This is a genomic window from Streptosporangium amethystogenes subsp. fukuiense (assembly GCF_042665875.1).
Lineage (GTDB): Bacteria > Actinomycetota > Actinomycetes > Streptosporangiales > Streptosporangiaceae > Streptosporangium > Streptosporangium fukuiense.
Genome location: NZ_JBHTEE010000001.1, coordinates 6998883 through 7013896 on the forward strand (window position 1 = coordinate 6998883; position 15014 = coordinate 7013896).

General features: G+C 65.8%; 17 protein-coding genes and 1 tRNA gene. 9 read left to right on the forward strand and 9 right to left on the reverse strand.

Annotated elements, in window-relative coordinates:
• Window positions 1-142 precede the first annotated feature (142 nt).
• The 5 genes from ACFQVD_RS30820 to ACFQVD_RS30840 all read right to left on the reverse strand — a co-directional run bounded on the left by ACFQVD_RS30820 (window position 143) and on the right by ACFQVD_RS30840 (window position 5487).
• A complete protein-coding gene (locus ACFQVD_RS30820; protein ID WP_343972366.1) occupies window positions 143-1615 on the reverse strand; it encodes an endo-1,4-beta-xylanase in 1473 nt (490 codons plus the stop codon).
• A 981-nt stretch (window positions 1616-2596) separates the two neighbouring features.
• Window positions 2597-3265, reverse strand: coding sequence for a response regulator transcription factor (locus ACFQVD_RS30825; RefSeq protein ID WP_343972363.1), 669 nt, complete (start codon window positions 3263-3265; stop codon window positions 2597-2599).
• Window positions 3266-3289: 24 nt separating this feature from the next.
• Entirely contained in the window at window positions 3290-4486 is a 1197-nt protein-coding gene (locus tag ACFQVD_RS30830; protein ID WP_343972360.1) for a sensor histidine kinase, read from the reverse strand.
• 4 nt (window positions 4487-4490) lie between these two features.
• Window positions 4491-5048, reverse strand: coding sequence for a DUF3995 domain-containing protein (locus tag ACFQVD_RS30835; RefSeq protein WP_343972357.1), 558 nt, complete (start codon window positions 5046-5048; stop codon window positions 4491-4493).
• The gene (locus ACFQVD_RS30840; RefSeq protein ID WP_343972354.1) at window positions 5035-5487 is read right to left on the reverse strand and encodes a hypothetical protein; all 453 of its coding nucleotides are present in this window, start codon (window positions 5485-5487) and stop codon (window positions 5035-5037) included. The genes ACFQVD_RS30835 and ACFQVD_RS30840 overlap by 14 nt, the downstream gene beginning before the upstream one ends.
• A 512-nt stretch (window positions 5488-5999) precedes the next feature.
• Here ACFQVD_RS30840 and ACFQVD_RS30845 point away from each other — a divergent pair.
• The 3 genes from ACFQVD_RS30845 (at window position 6000) to ACFQVD_RS30855 (ending at window position 8032) form a co-directional block, all read left to right on the forward strand.
• The gene (locus ACFQVD_RS30845; RefSeq protein WP_343972350.1) at window positions 6000-6614 is read left to right on the forward strand and encodes an RNA polymerase sigma factor; all 615 of its coding nucleotides are present in this window, start codon (window positions 6000-6002) and stop codon (window positions 6612-6614) included.
• Window positions 6602-7516, forward strand: coding sequence for a CU044_5270 family protein (locus ACFQVD_RS30850; protein ID WP_343972347.1), 915 nt, complete (start codon window positions 6602-6604; stop codon window positions 7514-7516). The genes ACFQVD_RS30845 and ACFQVD_RS30850 overlap by 13 nt, the downstream gene beginning before the upstream one ends.
• Window positions 7517-7705: 189 nt before the next feature.
• Complete coding sequence (locus tag ACFQVD_RS30855; protein WP_343972344.1) at window positions 7706-8032, forward strand: hypothetical protein; 327 nt, start codon at window positions 7706-7708, stop codon at window positions 8030-8032.
• A gap of 65 nt (window positions 8033-8097) precedes the next feature.
• Here ACFQVD_RS30855 and ACFQVD_RS30860 read toward each other — a convergent pair whose 3' ends face one another.
• Entirely contained in the window at window positions 8098-8448 is a 351-nt protein-coding gene (locus ACFQVD_RS30860) for an Imm8 family immunity protein (RefSeq protein ID WP_343972342.1), read from the reverse strand.
• Window positions 8449-9203: 755 nt separating this feature from the next.
• Between ACFQVD_RS30860 and ACFQVD_RS30865 the strand changes: the two genes are divergently transcribed.
• The 3 genes from ACFQVD_RS30865 (at window position 9204) to ACFQVD_RS30875 (ending at window position 10938) form a co-directional block, all read left to right on the forward strand.
• On the forward strand, window positions 9204-9344 hold the full coding sequence (locus ACFQVD_RS30865; protein ID WP_343972340.1) for a hypothetical protein: 141 nt from the start codon (window positions 9204-9206) through the stop codon (window positions 9342-9344).
• A complete protein-coding gene (locus tag ACFQVD_RS30870; protein ID WP_386272771.1) occupies window positions 9341-9511 on the forward strand; it encodes a hypothetical protein in 171 nt (56 codons plus the stop codon). The genes ACFQVD_RS30865 and ACFQVD_RS30870 overlap by 4 nt, the downstream gene beginning before the upstream one ends.
• A 500-nt stretch (window positions 9512-10011) precedes the next feature.
• Window positions 10012-10938: a hypothetical protein gene (locus ACFQVD_RS30875; RefSeq protein ID WP_343972338.1), complete on the forward strand. Its 927-nt coding sequence runs from the start codon at window positions 10012-10014 to the stop codon at window positions 10936-10938.
• 651 nt (window positions 10939-11589) lie between these two features.
• On the opposite strand, the gene ACFQVD_RS30880 is transcribed toward ACFQVD_RS30875, so the two are convergent.
• The gene (locus ACFQVD_RS30880) at window positions 11590-12099 is read right to left on the reverse strand and encodes a hypothetical protein (RefSeq protein ID WP_343983799.1); all 510 of its coding nucleotides are present in this window, start codon (window positions 12097-12099) and stop codon (window positions 11590-11592) included.
• Window positions 12100-12242: 143 nt separating this feature from the next.
• Between ACFQVD_RS30880 and ACFQVD_RS30885 the strand changes: the two genes are divergently transcribed.
• Both ACFQVD_RS30885 and ACFQVD_RS30890 read left to right on the forward strand, forming a co-directional pair.
• Window positions 12243-12653, forward strand: coding sequence for a RidA family protein (locus ACFQVD_RS30885; RefSeq protein WP_343983802.1), 411 nt, complete (start codon window positions 12243-12245; stop codon window positions 12651-12653).
• 87 nt (window positions 12654-12740) lie between these two features.
• Window positions 12741-13325, forward strand: a complete 585-nt coding sequence (locus ACFQVD_RS30890; protein WP_386272774.1) for a tyrosine-type recombinase/integrase — start codon at window positions 12741-12743, stop codon at window positions 13323-13325.
• A 73-nt stretch (window positions 13326-13398) separates the two neighbouring features.
• On the opposite strand, the gene ACFQVD_RS30895 is transcribed toward ACFQVD_RS30890, so the two are convergent.
• Together ACFQVD_RS30895 and ACFQVD_RS30900 are read right to left on the reverse strand one after the other, a co-directional pair.
• Window positions 13399-13488 (reverse strand) — tRNA-Ser (locus tag ACFQVD_RS30895).
• A 271-nt stretch (window positions 13489-13759) separates the two neighbouring features.
• Complete coding sequence (locus tag ACFQVD_RS30900) at window positions 13760-14323, reverse strand: YceI family protein (RefSeq protein WP_343970924.1); 564 nt, start codon at window positions 14321-14323, stop codon at window positions 13760-13762.
• 102 nt (window positions 14324-14425) lie between these two features.
• Between ACFQVD_RS30900 and ACFQVD_RS30905 the strand changes: the two genes are divergently transcribed.
• The gene (locus ACFQVD_RS30905; protein ID WP_386272775.1) at window positions 14426-14917 is read left to right on the forward strand and encodes a MarR family winged helix-turn-helix transcriptional regulator; all 492 of its coding nucleotides are present in this window, start codon (window positions 14426-14428) and stop codon (window positions 14915-14917) included.
• The last annotated feature ends 97 nt before the right edge of the window (window positions 14918-15014 follow it).

Sequence of the window (15014 nt, forward strand, 5' to 3'; positions counted from 1 at the left end):
GCGGACCGTGCGGCGACACGCCGCGCCGCCGCCTATCTCGCTGTGGACGTTTGAGCCAGGAGCCCGACCAGGACGGCGATCACCGCGGTGATCGCCGCGGTGATCGCCGTCCCGATCCCGGTCGGCACCTACAGGTGCCGTCTCACGATCCGCTCCGGGTCCACTTCTGGTTGTTGCCGCCCCAGCAGGAGTAGGTCTGGAGCAGAGTCCCGTTGCCGGTGCCGGAGTTGGCGGCGTCGAGGCACAGACCCGACTGGACGTTCACGATGGAGTTGTCCGAGTTGATGCGCCACTTCTGGTTGTCGCCGCCCCAGCAGGAGTAGATCTGCACCTTGGCACCGTTACCGGTGCCCGCGGCGTCCAGGCACTTGTTGCCGAGAACGCGGAACTCCTGGGCGGAGGTGTAGGTCCACTGCTGGTTGGAGCCCGAGTGGCAGTCCCACAACTGGAGCTGGGTGCCGTCGGTGGTCGTGGAGTTCGGCACGTCCACACAACGGCCGGATGCCACACCCCGGATCTGTCCCCCGTCACCCGGCGGGGGCGTGACCGTCGGGGTCACCGTCGGCGTGGGGTTCGGGCTCGCGGCGTTGAGCGCGTTCAGCACGGAGGTGTAGGCGGCCTTCTTGTTGCCGTTGCCGTCGAAGAGCAGCGGACTGGTGTTCGCGCCCAGCCAGGAGTCGCTGTCCCGGACCCCCCACACCGTGATGCCGGTGCAGCGCGGCACGGCCAGACAGTCGTTGACCACGTTGGCGTAGGTGGTGGCCGAACCGCCCTGGATGTCCAGCTCGGTGATCTGCACGTCGACTCCCAGCGCCGCGAAGCTCTGGATGGTCGTGCGGTAGTTGCTGTTGTACGGGCTGTTGCCGTTGAAGTGCGACTGCAGGCCGACGCAGTCGATCGGCACACCGCGCTGCTTGAAGTCGCGGACCATGTTGTAGACGCCCTGCGTCTTCGCCCAGCTCCAGTTGTCGATGTTGTAGTCGTTGTAGCAGAGCTTCGCGGACGGGTCGGCGGCCCGTGCGGTGCGGAAGGCCACCTCGATCCAGTCGTTGCCGGTGCGCTGCAGGTTGGAGTCACGCCGGCCACCGGAGTTGCCGTCGGCGAAGGCCTCGTTCACCACGTCCCAGGCGTAGATCTTGCCCTTGTAGTGGTTCATTACGCCGTTGATGTGGTTGATCATCGCCTGGCGCAGGCTGTTGCCCGACATGGCCTCCATCCAGCCCGGCTGCTGGGAGTGCCAGGCCAGCGTGTGCCCGCGTACCCGCTTGCCGTTCTGCACCGCCCAGTTGTAGATGCGGTCGCCACTGCTGAAGTTGAACTGGTTCTGGTTGGGTTCCGTGGCGTTGATCTTCATCTCGTTCTCGGCCGTGATCATGTCGAACTCACGGTTCGCGATCGTGGTGTACTGCGAGTCGCCGAGCTTGCCCGCGGCGATCGCGGCGCCGAAGTAGCGACCGCTCTGCTGCGCGGCGGCGGCCAGCGTGCTGGCGGCCGCATCCGCGGGAACCGACACCAACAGCGCCGCACCTACGACGCTCACGACGCCGGCGCCGATGACCCTGCTGAGGGCACCGAAACCTCGGCGCGCGGATGAGGGTGAAGCCTTCATACCCATGCCTGACTCCATACTGAAATCACGGAAAAAGGGATACACGGGAACCCGGCGAACGACGCCGCACCCGAACCGGGGCGCACACCACGATGGCGTCATGACCGGCGGCCCTCACTCGATCACCACATCAGGCAGGACCGACCGCTTCGGAGACTCATTGTGGAAACCCAGCCGAAACATGTCAATGCTTGAACGAAATTTTCGGCCACATTACCCGAGTAGCGATGCCCTCACCATGAGCCCAAGGCAGCTACGGCGAGACATATGCGCCGAGTAAATAGGAGAAATTAACCGGCGGCTGCAGCTTGAAAATTTCAGCTCAGATCCGCAAGTTACGGACCTGGGGCTGGGACTCACAGGCAGCGGCGCCTTCTCGGCGACGCCGGGCACGGAGCACCCCTGCCTCTTGACGACATCCGGTCCCGCTGTATTTACTCACCGCCATCACCACCCGAGATGCCGGGATGTCGAAGGGAGGTCGCACCACAATTTGGTAGCGCTACCATGGCGTCCCTTCCATGAGGTGCGCGATGTGGTCGGACCTGGGTGGCACCACACTCCCAGGTCACTCCGTGTCCGCCGCTCTGCCTTCGCGCGTGAGGCAGAGCTGCCGGCCGACTCCGAAGGATGGCGCTACGGAGAGAGACCGGATCCCTATCGGGATGAGTCTCCGTCGAATGTCGGCTTCGTCGCGTTTGCCGCCGGCTGTCGCTGCCAGAATGCGACACTGCAGCCGTCGACGGTCGACCACCGAACGGGGCCGTTCCCGCTGGCACGGAACAGTCGAACCGGCCAGGTGCCGGGTCAACAGACCCGTACCTGATGGTGGCACCGCTTCATCAGATGGTGGTGCTGTAGGGAGCCGTCGCGGTGCGAGGCCAGGAATCAGCCTGGCGGGGTCGGCATGTCCAGACCGTCGGCGACGCGCTCGAACACCTCGAACGAGGTGCCCCTGACCGTTCCCCTCATGATCACCCTACGATCTCATCGTGGTCTCAGCTCAGCCGGGGAGACGAAACCGGACTCGTAGGCCGTGATGACGGCCTGGGTGCGATCGCGCGCCCCCAGCTTGGTCAGGACGTTACCGACGTGGGTCTTCACCGTCTCAGCCCCGATGACCAGCTCGGCGGCGATCTCGGTGTTGGATCGGCCGCAGGCCATCAGCCGCAGCACGTCGGCCTCCCGCGCGGTCAGCTTCCCGAGCCCGGGGACGGCACGGGTGGCGGCGTACCGGCTCTGACGGTTCGCGGCGAGCGCGCGGATCGCGGCCGGGAACAGCAGCGATTCCCCGGCGGCGACGATTCGGACGGCCTGGGCCAGGTCGTCAGGCCGGCTGCGCTTGAGCAGGAAGCCGCTGGCCCCCGCACGCAACGCGTCATATATGTAGTCGTCGTCGTTGAAGGTGGTCACCACGATGACCTTGGGCGGCTGAGGCAGCGCCAGCAGCAGCCGGGTGGCCTGAATGCCGTCCACCGCGGGCATCCGCACGTCCATCAGCACCACGTCGGGCCGCGTCGTCCGAACCACCGGCACCACTGCCGCTCCATCTGCCGCCTCGCCCACCACCTCCAGGTCGGGTTCGGTGTCGACGATGATCCGCAGACCGGTCCGGATCAGATCCTCGTCATCGGCGATGACCACACGAATCGGCATGCGCCCGACACTATCCACCACCGTTCAGGGACGTAGTGGCAGCCGTAGCGACACGTGCCACTCTCCACCTGCGGGACCGGCGTCGAAGTCGCCGCCCAGCAGCGTGACCCGCTCGCGCATGCCACCGATGCCGCGCCCACTCCTGCCAGGCGCCCGTCCCGCCGGGTTGCACACGTCGAGCTCCAGATGGTCGTCGTGCACGGCCAGCGCCAGCCGTACCGGACCGGTCCCGTGGCGCAGGGCGTTGGTGAGCGACTCCTGGGCGATCCGGTAGACCTCCCGGGAGACCTCGGTGGGCACGGTGGCCAGGTCGCCGGTGATCTCAGCGGCGGCGCCGGTCCCGTGTACCAGGCCGCTCAGGTCGGCGAGCGTCCGCGCTGGGGCCGTGGACGACCCGTCTTCCTGCTCGCGCAACACCCCCAGCACCTGGTCCAGCTCCTCCAACGCCGCACGCGCCGATTCCTCGATCGCCCCCAGCGCGGCCCGGACCGCCACGGGGTCGCGGTCCAGGACCCGGGCGGCCGCCCCGGCCTGCACGGTCACCACACTCAGCGCGTGCCCGATCGAGTCGTGCAGTTCACGGGCCAGGCCGTTGCGGACCGCCTGGCGGCGGACCCGCTCCTCCAGCAGCGCCAGCCGCTGGGCGGGTGAGGGACCTAGCAGCTTCGGCGCCGACCGGGCCAGCAGCGCGCCCACCCCGGCGGTCAGGTAGACGAGCGCGACCAGGAGGGCGACGCCCAGCAGCGGGCCGCCCCACCAGACCGCCCGCAAGGTGGACATGATCCACAGGTCGAACGGGGCACCGGTGACCGGCAGCAGAATCGCCACGACCACGAACGGGACCGTCGTCAGCGTCAGTCCCGCCATCACCCCGCCGACCCCCAGGTGCAGGGTGAACCAGGTGGCGGTGCGCCGCCGCTCACCCCAGCTCCGCCTCCCGGACGCCCACCCGGCGGGCAGTGGGTCGATCTCGGCGCCCAGCAGGCTACGCGCCGCCGTCACCTCCAGCGCCCGGACCGGCAGCACCAGCCCGGTCAGTGCCACCAGCGGCAGCACCGCCAGGAAGACCAGCGGCTGGAGCGAGTCGCCTGACGCGGCCGACAACCCGGTCAGGCCACCGATCATGGAACCCACCATCACGTACGGCATCAGCAGCGCTCCGCCGAGGACGAGACAGGCCCACCGCAGATAGGTGGCGCGGCCGACAAGGGGTGACAGCATGCCTTCAATCATCCTCAACCGCGGACACCGCACGGCGGGCGAGTCCAGCGGGCGCGACCCCACTCGCTCTGCCCAGCCGCCATCCGGCCGTTGCCCAGCACACCCCCCAGAGAAGAAAGAACGGCGACCACAGCAGCAGATCCCAACGTGCCAGGTCGCGCGCCAGCGAGGCGTGCTCGACCGGGGGTGGGCGAACTCCGGTCAACAGCAGCACGTCGCCGACGAAGCCGAACCCAAGCACGCCGATCGACCGGACGATCATGAAGACTCCGAGCGTCCCGGTGATCGCGAGCAGCAACCGGCGCGGTACTCTCGCGCCCCAGGGCCTCACGGTGGCCAGCGCGACGATGACACCGACCACTGCGGCACCGGCCAGCAACCAGTGGCTTGCCACGAACAAGGGATCACGTGCGAGCAACTGTTCGCGCAGGTGTGGGGGCAGCGGGTCCTTGTCGGCCAGTGCGTTGGCCCCCAGTGCCTGAGCGAGTTTCATCGATCCGTACGCCGCGGCGCACACCGCGGCCCCGTACGCGCCCATCCGCGCCCGGTCAGCCCGCGACATGTCTCGTCGCCGCCGCGTAGGACCGGGTCATCTCCAGGAACAGCCCGATCACGAGGATGCCAAGGACTCCGTGGTACCACTGCCAGCCCACACCGATGCCGACGAACCCGTCCACGATCATGATCCCCGCACCGCCGCCAACGGCCAACAACATTCCGACCAGTACGAGCAGCATCAACGTTCTCGGCACCCGATGCCCCAGCGCCGTGACCGTGGCGAGGGCGACGCACGCGCCCAACACGCCGGACGCGGTTGCGAGCCACTGTGCGGTGGCCGCCTCCAAGAAATAGCTTCCAGTCTCGGCAGCCGACACCGGAGGGCCGCCCGGGAACCCGAGCCGGGCCTGCAGAGCAAAAGCGGCCTTCCCCACGGCGTAACCAAGGAACAGCACCGCCACCGCGTACGCCGGCCAGCGTCGCCGGCGATCAGAGGTAACCATGACCACGAGAGTAGAAGCCGCACGTCAAACGTCATTCCCCACAGCGGGGGAAGCACCTCCCCCGGCCGGGGGAGAACACCAGCGGCCTCCTTTGAGCGCGTTCCCGTTCGAATCTCGAAGGCGGGTGGCCGATCGAGTTCCGGGCCGACGTCCAGGCCAAGCGGGACGAGGTCGAACGAGACAGGGAAGGAGCATCCTTTCCAACTCTGGCCACAGAAGATCATCCCGCGCATATTCCGCGAGGCTGAACGCGCCACGATCGATCTTGAGGAGTTCCGGACAGTTCAACGCAGGTCAGAGGGCGTGTGTGGTCCATCCCGCACGGCCTTGAACGATCCTGAACCGCAACGGGGATCGCAACCGGTGATCCGACACCTCCTTCTTATGGCGAGAGCGCGAAACGCCGATTGTCTGGGCGGGAAGCCGATCCGGGTGAACGGGTGAGAGCAGATGATGTCCCACCTTGCTAACCCGAGCTTCGAGGAATTGCGCATGAGTGAACAGAGCCGGAGATGACGACGGGATGGAGCGCGGAGGTCGAGCGGATCTGTGACGCGACCATCATCGAGCGGTCCCGTCATGAGCCCGACCGGTTCGCCGACCTGTATGACAGGCACGCGGAGGAGATACATCGATACGTCACGCGCCGGCTAGGGCGGGAAACGGCAGACGACATCACGGCCGAGACCTTCCTCGCGGCGTTCCGCCGCCGGGACCGATACGACCTGACCCGCGACGACGCCCGCCCCTGGCTGTATGGCATGGCCACCAATCTGATCGGTAAGCACCGGCGCGCGGAAGTGCGGTTCTTTCGTGCCATCGCGCGCACCGGAGTCGACCCCGCTATCGAGTCGATCGCCGAGGAGGTGACCGATCGGGTCGGCGCGCAGAGCATCCGGCGGCAACTGGCTGACGCCCTGGCTCGCCTCAACGCGGGGCAGCGCGACGTGCTGCTGCTGGTCGCGGCGGGCGGCCTCGATCAAGAGCAGGTGGCAGCGGCACTCGGCGTCGCCATAGGGACCGTACATTCCCGGCTGCATCGCGCTCGAAAGAAGATGCGTGAAGCGCTGGGCGGAGTGAACCCCACTGATCCCGCACAGAAGGAAGGCAACCAATGGACGAACTGACCGAACTCGAACGGATGTGCGCCGAAGTGGCGCCCGCCTCACCGCACGCGCTGGCCGTGGGCCGCGGCCGGCTACTCGCCGCCACACGCACGAGCACAACCAGGACGCCTCTCCGTTGGCCGCGGATCGCGGTCACCGGCGCACTCGCCCTTAGCATGGCCGTCGCACTGATCGCTGTGAACGTAACGGGGGAGACGCCGAACCAACCGTCCGCCGTCGCAGCCGCCGCCATACTCGATCGAGCAGCCGAGGCGGCAGAGACCAAGCCCGATCCCACCCCACGCGACGACCAGTTCGTCTACGTCAAGGAGGCGCGGTGGTCCGGGGCACCCGGCAGCACCTCGCATCCCTATACCAACGAACGGTGGGAATCCGTCAACGGCAGCCACGCAGGGCTGAGGATCGAACACGGCAAGCGCGCGGTGATTCCCCCGCCCAAGCCGGGCGAGTACCACATCGTGCCGATCCGCTACACCGAACTCCGGACGCTCCCGACCGACCCCGACGAACTACTCGTCTACCTGCGGAACCTTCCCGCTGCGGACTCCGATGAGAGGGTCGCCGGATACCTCGCCGGATTGCTGGCCAACCCCGTCCTCCCGTCAGATCTGCGGCCCGCGGCTTATCGGGCGCTGGCAAAAGTGCCTGGGACACGAGTCCTTCAGGACGTCCTGGACGTGACGGATCGCCGAGGGCTGGGCATCGCGTGGGAACCCGGGTCGGAGTTCGGCGGCTCTGAGATGGTCCTCATCCTCGACCCTCACACCTTCGCCTACCTCGGTACCCGTCACACTTACGTCGAGGACGTCGGCCGCGACGGCATCGCCAAGGGCGACAAAATCGTCGATTGGGCCGCGCAGCTAGCGGTCGGCGTGACGGATACCGCAGGCGCGCAGCCATAGGGAATTTGCCTGGTCAATTAGGGTGTGACCTGGGTATACCCGAAGCCGCCGGTAGTGGAAGTCCACGGAGCCCTTTTCATCCTCCCAGCCGGACAGCTCGGGAGCCGGTGATGTACACAGAGGAGAACGAAACCGCCTGACTGGAGATGCATCGTGCCGCCCTTGTCATGATCACTTGCCTCTGCTTACATGTTCGAAGTGAGTCATGATTCCGATGTAGGCGGGCGTCCAGCACCTATTCCAGCGAAGGCGAACCCGACGAGCGGGATGGTGAACCACATCACGCTGCTCTTTGTCCTGGGTTCGGTTCCCCTTCTGCTCGCCAACTGGTTCATCGCTCTCATGGTTCTTAGCCCTACCTGCACCCTTTTATATGAGGGTGGCAACATAACGGAATGCGTCGGCGGGCTTTCAGAGGAAGAGTTGGCCGCCGCATCGGGAGTCGTCGCACTGGTTTTACTCCTCATCCAGATGGGACTGATCCTCATAGTGCGCCGGCGCACCCGCGGATCGTAGCGACGCTGCACGATCGGCGACGGAGCGCCTTGGGACGGCGGTGAACTGCAACCGGCCCGGAGGCTTCAACCGTCGTAGTCTTCGAACTCCCACGCTCCAATCCGGCCGATCTTCTCCGCAAGTTCGCTCCACGTCGGAGCCTCCAGCACCGCTATCCGGTCGCTCAGCCACGTGGTCACCTCGGCGGGATGCAACTCGGGCACGAAGAGCCAATGGCGGCCGATGAGAAAAGAATGACGTTGCAGCTGATCGGCGAGGGCCGATGGGGTGCAGACGGTGAGCTGGAACCGTTCCTCGCCCGGCTCTCCCTGCGGGCCGACGTACACCTCCAGCAGCTCGCAGGCATGGGCAGGGTCGTCGATGCTCCGCCCGAGTTCGAGGTCTGGCCATCGGAAGGCGCCCATGTGTGCTCTCATCACCCAATGGTCGCGTAACAGGGTGAAGCCATGAGCGGGCTGTCAGCTTGGGAAGTGCGTCGATCACGCCTTGAGGAATGGTTGAGCTGGGTATTCGGCCGATCATGAGTGGCCGTGGTTGACCTCTCGCCACCTTGGTTAAGGCCCGCTAATGGCCCAACCGCCGCCAAGGTGACCACTGTTGTCGTACGAGCCTTGTCGCTCTGCCGCTCAGAGCGACTCTGTGTCTACGAAACCAACGATCCGCCCGACGTCGGGCATCAGCGCAGAGATCAAGAGCGACAGCGGCGAACTTAACGACGTCGCTTCTGCTCGCGAATCGCCGCCTCCAGGCGTAATCCAAGACCGATCAGCGCGGTGAACCATAAGCCCACGAGCCATGGCCATGACGGGAACCTACCGTCGAAGAGCAGAATGCCGAAGGACAGAGCGGCGCCGCCAACCAACGCAATAGACCCCAGCATGCGAACAGATACGACATCGTCGTCGGATCTAGGGCCAGGAATGTAGGGAGGCGGGGTCTCTGTAGGCTCAGTCATGCTGGAGAGAATCCCACAGTTGATCCAATGGACGAAATCATCCACCTGCGTATACCTGCTCATTGCGGAATTGGAGTTCCTCCACCGAAGACCCGGGGTGTACGGAGGGCGTTTAGCAGGTGGGGCGAGTGACACCCAGCTTCCGAGCACTGGCAGGGGACAGGGTCGGGGGTGACCCATCCCTGCCGTGTCAGGACTACTTGGGCCGGGAGAGGGGTGACCGGGTGGACCTCGACGCCCTGTACCCAGTTCGCGAGCAGTCCTTCGGTGCCGCTGGAGTCGACCAGGACGATCGAGATGGGCTGGCTGAGCTTCCCCCGTAGGGCGGACATCTCGCCTGAGTCGAGCAGGGTGTGAACATCCGCGTCGTTCAGGAGGTCCTGGGCCATACGAGGGTGACCACGACCGAGAGGTACGCACACGTGTCCACACCGTTGATGCGCGATGCCGGGGAACGGCCGCCTCCGCGCTCTGGGGAAAATCCTGAGCGTTGCAACCAGGACTGCAACCACGACAACCTTTAGAGATCAAAAAGGCCCCCTCCCTGTGTCTCGGGAGAGGGCCTCTGATCTGCGGAGGCTCGGGGATTTGAACCCCGGATGGGCGGTAAACCCAAACCGCATTAGCAGCTCGGGGCGTGACCGTTCAGGACAGTCCCACCTGGACCAACGCCCCTCGGCGGTCCTCCTGGAACGGCCTGGCACGGCGGTGAACTGCAACCCCGTGCAGGGTCACGTGGGTGACCGCTTCCTTATCAGGACCATCCCGGCCACGGTCAAGGCTTACGACCTGCCCCCGAATGGTGCTGGACGGGTGTGATCGTGAGCCGTTGTGAGGGACTGTTGCAGTACTCGTTGCAATACTGCACCCTCCCTTAACCACGATGAGGCGATCGTCCTATCGGTGGTCTGAGGTGGCGGGACGACGGTCTACTGTTCAGCGGTCGTTGCGCCTCTGCGGCTAGCGAGTGGAACAATGACCGTTTCCATGATCATGGAGGCGACAGGGTGGAACGGGGAGACCGATGACGAGGCGGTGGGGCGCGGCACTCTCGTTCCTGTTACTGGTAATGAGCACGGCGTGCGCTGTCCCGGAGGGCGAGATCTCATCCGGCGACTTCGACGGCCCGTGGGCGCTCGCGGTGCAGCCCGGGGAGATTCACGAAAGCTACGTCATGTCGGACGGCTTAACGTCCGTCGGCCTGCCGGACTGCGCCGTACCGTCCGACACGGAGACGCCGGTCCTGAACCGAGACGGAACAGCCATAGCCCTGGTCGGCTGCTGGAGCAGGAAGAAGTCCGGCGAGGGGAAATACGAGATCGTCGTCATCCGAGACCGCGCCGTCCGCCACATCGACGCCTCGGGCCAGGCCGCCTGGATCGGAAAAAGCGCCGGCCTGCTCGTCGCGACGAAGGACACCCTGACCTCCGTGGACACCTCAGAATCCGCGAAGAGCCGGCGGGTGGCGGACTTCGACGCCGACATCCAGCACCTCAACGTGGACACCACGGGCGATCGCGCGGTGGTCGTCACCGGCGGTAACCCGGTGACACGCGATCATCAGGTCACCCTGGTTGGCACCGAGGTATGGACGGTCTCGATCGCCACCGGGCGGCGTGAGGCCGTCCGCACGCCCCCCGACACTTCTCGCGTGCTGTGGGGCCCGGACGGCCAGTCCTTGGTGGCCGAGACGGACACCCGGTGGACGGTTCTGGACGGCGATTCGGGACAAGTGCTGAGCCGTCGCCCACGGCCGGCCACCAAGGGCGAGGTGACCCAGCGGTGCTACCTAACCGCGGTGACCCGCCACTCCCTGCTCGGCTGGTGCCCGGCGACCGGGGAGCTGATGAGCTATTCCGCGGACGGGGCGTCACAGCGCGTCGCGGAACTCGACCAGGCCGGACCCTGGGGTGTCTATGTGAGCGTGGCGTCGGACCGCGTCACTTGGTGAGGTTACTGACCTCCTGGTTCGGCCTTCCTCGGCACTGGACTTCCTCGCACAATGCGACGCCGACAAGCCTCGATGCCCGGTGAGCCAGGGTGAGGAACGAACCCTGGATCTTCGATCGCCGCCGACCATGACAGACCTCGGCCACCCCGTGGCGATCGTCGTGCTGCGTAGAGGCGGCGGCGCGGCCAGAGGTCGGCCGATCGCTTGGGTGCGGTGCGGCGCTCGTGCGGTGATGGCCCGAAGTCCTGCGCGCGTGCCGGGACCGGCCCCCAGGCCGCATGCCCGGCGCGCGCCGGCAGGCGCAGGGCCGGGCGACGGCGCGCAGCGCCGCCGCCCCTTGATGCAGGACGCGAGCACCCGGATGGGAGCCGCCCTCTGGGGCGATGGGTGAGAACTGCGACCCGAATTGCAACCCTGACAGGGTTCAGAGATCAAAAAGGCCCTCTCCCAGAATTCTAGGAGAGGGCCTCTGAACTGCGGAGGCTCGGGGATTTGAACCCCGGATGGGCGGTAAACCCAAACCGCATTAGCAGCTCTGATCTTGCCCGTCCCGATCGGTTCAACCTGGACCGATACGACTTGATGGTCCGCCTGGAACGGAAGTGAACCACGTTGGATTGCAACTAGAACTGCAACTGGGAGCCCTCCTGGTCAGGATTCGACGAGGGCTATCTGCTCGGCGCGAGCGGCTCGAACGACGGCGACCAACTGCGGTTCGGTGCGCCCCCAGCCTTCTCCCCATTCGTCATCCAGCCCGTACAGAGCGCCAAGTGGTGGTGTGAGCATCTCATCGGGGTAATTCCACGTGATCACGAGTCGTTCGATCACCGAGACCAGCCAACGTTCACCACCGTCGCCTGCGAGGCACAACCGCGCCATGTCGCCATAAACAGTCTTCGCGGCGCCGGACCTGGAAGGTATCGCGGTGTCCGTATCCGCGAGAGCCTCGACCAGCACATCGCGCACCTCGTGCGGATCACGTCCGTCAAGCCCCGCGAGAATGCGCAACCTCTCACCATCCATGTCCTGGACGAGCCAATGAGCGGCCCACATGGGGACTAGATCGGTAGGCAAGATCTCCAGTTCATACCAGGCAGCGACCAACTGCGGAGACGGAATCAACTGTCCTGCATCGTACGGCCAGCCATACACAGGAAGCATCGTGTCACAGTCGTCGTCGGGGCTTCCCCCATGAATGCGGGCACAAGGTACGGGTGGCTTGGCCTGCGGAAATATGAGGCGGCAATCAGGATGCCTATGTCAGGATGATCGCTCTGTACCTGATGTGAAAGGACTGAATGGCCATGCCTAGCGCCATTACTTTGATCCGCGCCGCTTCTCTGTCTGACGTCGCCCAGTACGCTTACGCAGCCACGGCGCCCGCCGAGTCACGACTCATCTTCCTCGCCGGTGCGTGTCCTCTGAACGAGGACGGGTCGACGGCAGCAATTGGGAATTACGCGGGGCAAGCAGCGAAAGCCATCGAGAATATGCAGGCGGCTCTCACTGCCTCTGGCGCATCATTGCAGGACGTCATCAGCACAAGGGTTCTCGTCGCCTCCACCAGGCGGGAGGATTTGGTGGCTGCCTGGGAGGTGGTCCGGGACTCGTTCGGTGACCATGACGTACCGAGCACCTTGTTGGGAGTCACCGTGCTTGGTTATGCCGACCAGCTCGTTGAGATCGAAGCAGTCGCCGCCGTACTTGACTCCTGAGCGTAAGGCCGCGCTGGCCACGTCATGGCGATCGTAAGGACTGCATCTGTGTGGCGGTGTGGCAACCCCGGCCGGTGCGTTGGGTTGGTGCGGCGGGGCTGGCGTGCGGCGGCCGGCCCGGCGTCCCGCCGCCGGCCGGGACCGGCCCCCAGGCCGCACGCCCGGCCGGCGGGCGGGGTACGGCGGCGCGCCGCGCCGCCGCTTGACAAGCTCACCCCCGAGCACCTCAACCAGGCGTATTCGACCATGTTGGAAAGCGGACTCTCGCCCAGCACAGTGCTCAAGGTCCATCGCGTCCTCTCCCGCGCACTGAAGATCGCGGTTCGCCGGAGCAAGGTCGCCAAGAACGTCGCGACGCTGATCGACGCACCGGTGGCCAACGATCCCGATCTCGTGTTCGCCACCCGGCACGGCAAGCCGATGGAACGGAGCGAGGACTACAAGGCGTGGAAGGCGCTTCTGAAGCGAGCGGGTGTCCGTGACGCGCGGCTCCACGACGCTCGCCACACGGCCGGAACGCTCCTTGTGGAGCAAAGTGTGCATATCCGCGTCGTACAGGAGATCCTCGGCCACGCGCGGGTGACCACCACCGAGCGTTACACCCACGTGGCCGGCGCCTTGATGCAGGACGCGAGCACCCGGATGGGAGCCGCCCTCCGGGGCGATGGCTGAGAACTGCGACCCTGACAAGGTTCAGAGATCAAAAAGGCCCTCTCCTGATCCTCGGGAGAGGGCCTCTGAACTGCGGAGGCTCGGGGATTTGAACCCCGGATGGGCGGTAAACCCAAACCGCATTAGCAGTGCGGCGCCATAGACCTGACTAGGCGAAGCCTCCTGGTAACCGTTCGGCTCAGGACAGAGTACCGGCCATCCGGCGAGGCGGCAAAGCGGTTGGTGATCACATCACGGGCAAGGGTTGGGCGAGAGTTGTCCACAGGCGGTGGATAACTTTCACCACCCCTGTGGACAAACCAGGGAGTCCCCAGCTGGGCTCGACGGGAATCCTGTGGATTCCCGATTTGCGAGACGCTACATCTCAACAAGCGGACATGCTGAGACCCCTCGCCGCCCGAAGGGGCGGGAGGGGTCCCGAGTGGTGTCGGAGATCAGGCGGCCGGGTTGGCCTCGCCCTCGATCTCAATCTTGATCTTCTTGCCGACCAGGACGCCACCGGTCTCCAGCGCCTGGTTCCAGGTCAGGCCGAACTCCTCGCGGTCGATCTCGGTCGTGATCGAGAAGCCCCAGACGTCCTGGCCCCACGGGTTGGTGCCGGCGCCACCGTACTCGACGGTGAGCTCGACCGGCTTGGTGACGTCGCGGACGGTGAGGTCGCCGACGAGAGTGAACTCGTCGCCGGAGTGGCCGGCGACACGGGTGCTGCGGAAGGTGATCGTGGGGAACTTCTCGGCGGACAGGAAGTCGTCGCTGCGCAGGTGGCCATCGCGGTCCGCGACACCGGTGTCGATGCTCGCGGTCTTGATCGAGAGCTCCGCGGAGGAGTCCAGGGGGTTCTCGGCGATGGTGACGGTGCCGGAGAAGTCGCCGAAGTGGCCGCGGACCTTGCTCACCATCATGTGCTTGACGACGAAGCCGATCCGGGTGTGGGCGACGTCCAGAGCGAAGGTTCCGGCGGCGGGGATCTGAAGGTTCTCCCAGGTCCGAGTGGTCATGCTGTGCTCCCGATGAGAAGGTTGCTGAGTAGATGATTGCAGCAACAGATTTCTACACGAGGAATATTCCTCTCGTCAACTACCTTCGGATAGAGTGTGAACGTGATCCCCTTTGACGACTCCCGGCTGACGGCGATGGGCCTCCTGGCAGAGGTCTACACCGGCATCTCAGCCAAGACACATGAGTCCTTTGCGACCGCGGGGCTCTCAGAGATCGACTTTGAGACGTTGATCAGGTTGGCGCGCTCGCCGGGACGGCGGCTGCGGATGAGCGACCTGGCGGCGCAGACGAGCCTGTCCACCAGCGGGATGACCCGGGTCGTCGACCGGCTGGAGCGCGAGGGGCTGGCCATGAGGCAGGCGTGCGCCACCGACAGGCGGGCCTCCTACGCGGTCCTCACCGAGGCCGGCGCCGACCGGCTCAGCGGCATCCTCCCCCGGCACCTGATCGACATCGACACCTGGTTCACCGGCCTGCTCTCCTCCGAGCAGCTCAGCATCTTCCTCGACACTCTCAGAATCATTCGCGACGCCGTACGGCCGTGTGCCACCGCGGGAGCGGAAACCGAGTCCGTCCCGTCTTCCCATGGCTAGAACCGTGGGGTTCCGACTCTCACCTGGCCGGGAGGGCTCCGGTCGACGTTCGGGCGGACCGGTTCGGGCGTTGTCCCGCGGATCTCACTGTAGCGAG

What these genes read in the sequence shown, in the direction of transcription:
- ACFQVD_RS30820 (WP_343972366.1), bottom strand. Translation starts at nt 1,615, where the DNA reads ATGGGTATGAAGGCTTCACCCTCATCCGCGCGCCGAGGTTTCGGTGCC.
- ACFQVD_RS30825 (WP_343972363.1), bottom strand. Translation starts at nt 3,265, where the DNA reads ATGCCGATTCGTGTGGTCATCGCCGATGACGAGGATCTGATCCGGACC.
- ACFQVD_RS30830 (WP_343972360.1), bottom strand. Translation starts at nt 4,486, where the DNA reads ATGCTGTCACCCCTTGTCGGCCGCGCCACCTATCTGCGGTGGGCCTGT.
- ACFQVD_RS30835 (WP_343972357.1), bottom strand. Translation starts at nt 5,048, where the DNA reads ATGTCGCGGGCTGACCGGGCGCGGATGGGCGCGTACGGGGCCGCGGTG.
- ACFQVD_RS30840 (WP_343972354.1), bottom strand. Translation starts at nt 5,487, where the DNA reads ATGGTTACCTCTGATCGCCGGCGACGCTGGCCGGCGTACGCGGTGGCG.
- ACFQVD_RS30845 (WP_343972350.1), top strand. Translation starts at nt 6,000, where the DNA reads ATGACGACGGGATGGAGCGCGGAGGTCGAGCGGATCTGTGACGCGACC.
- ACFQVD_RS30850 (WP_343972347.1), top strand. Translation starts at nt 6,602, where the DNA reads ATGGACGAACTGACCGAACTCGAACGGATGTGCGCCGAAGTGGCGCCC.
- ACFQVD_RS30855 (WP_343972344.1), top strand. Translation starts at nt 7,706, where the DNA reads ATGTTCGAAGTGAGTCATGATTCCGATGTAGGCGGGCGTCCAGCACCT.
- ACFQVD_RS30860 (WP_343972342.1), bottom strand. Translation starts at nt 8,448, where the DNA reads ATGAGAGCACACATGGGCGCCTTCCGATGGCCAGACCTCGAACTCGGG.
- ACFQVD_RS30875 (WP_343972338.1), top strand. Translation starts at nt 10,012, where the DNA reads ATGACGAGGCGGTGGGGCGCGGCACTCTCGTTCCTGTTACTGGTAATG.
- ACFQVD_RS30880 (WP_343983799.1), bottom strand. Translation starts at nt 12,099, where the DNA reads ATGCTTCCTGTGTATGGCTGGCCGTACGATGCAGGACAGTTGATTCCG.
- ACFQVD_RS30885 (WP_343983802.1), top strand. Translation starts at nt 12,243, where the DNA reads ATGCCTAGCGCCATTACTTTGATCCGCGCCGCTTCTCTGTCTGACGTC.
- ACFQVD_RS30900 (WP_343970924.1), bottom strand. Translation starts at nt 14,323, where the DNA reads ATGACCACTCGGACCTGGGAGAACCTTCAGATCCCCGCCGCCGGAACC.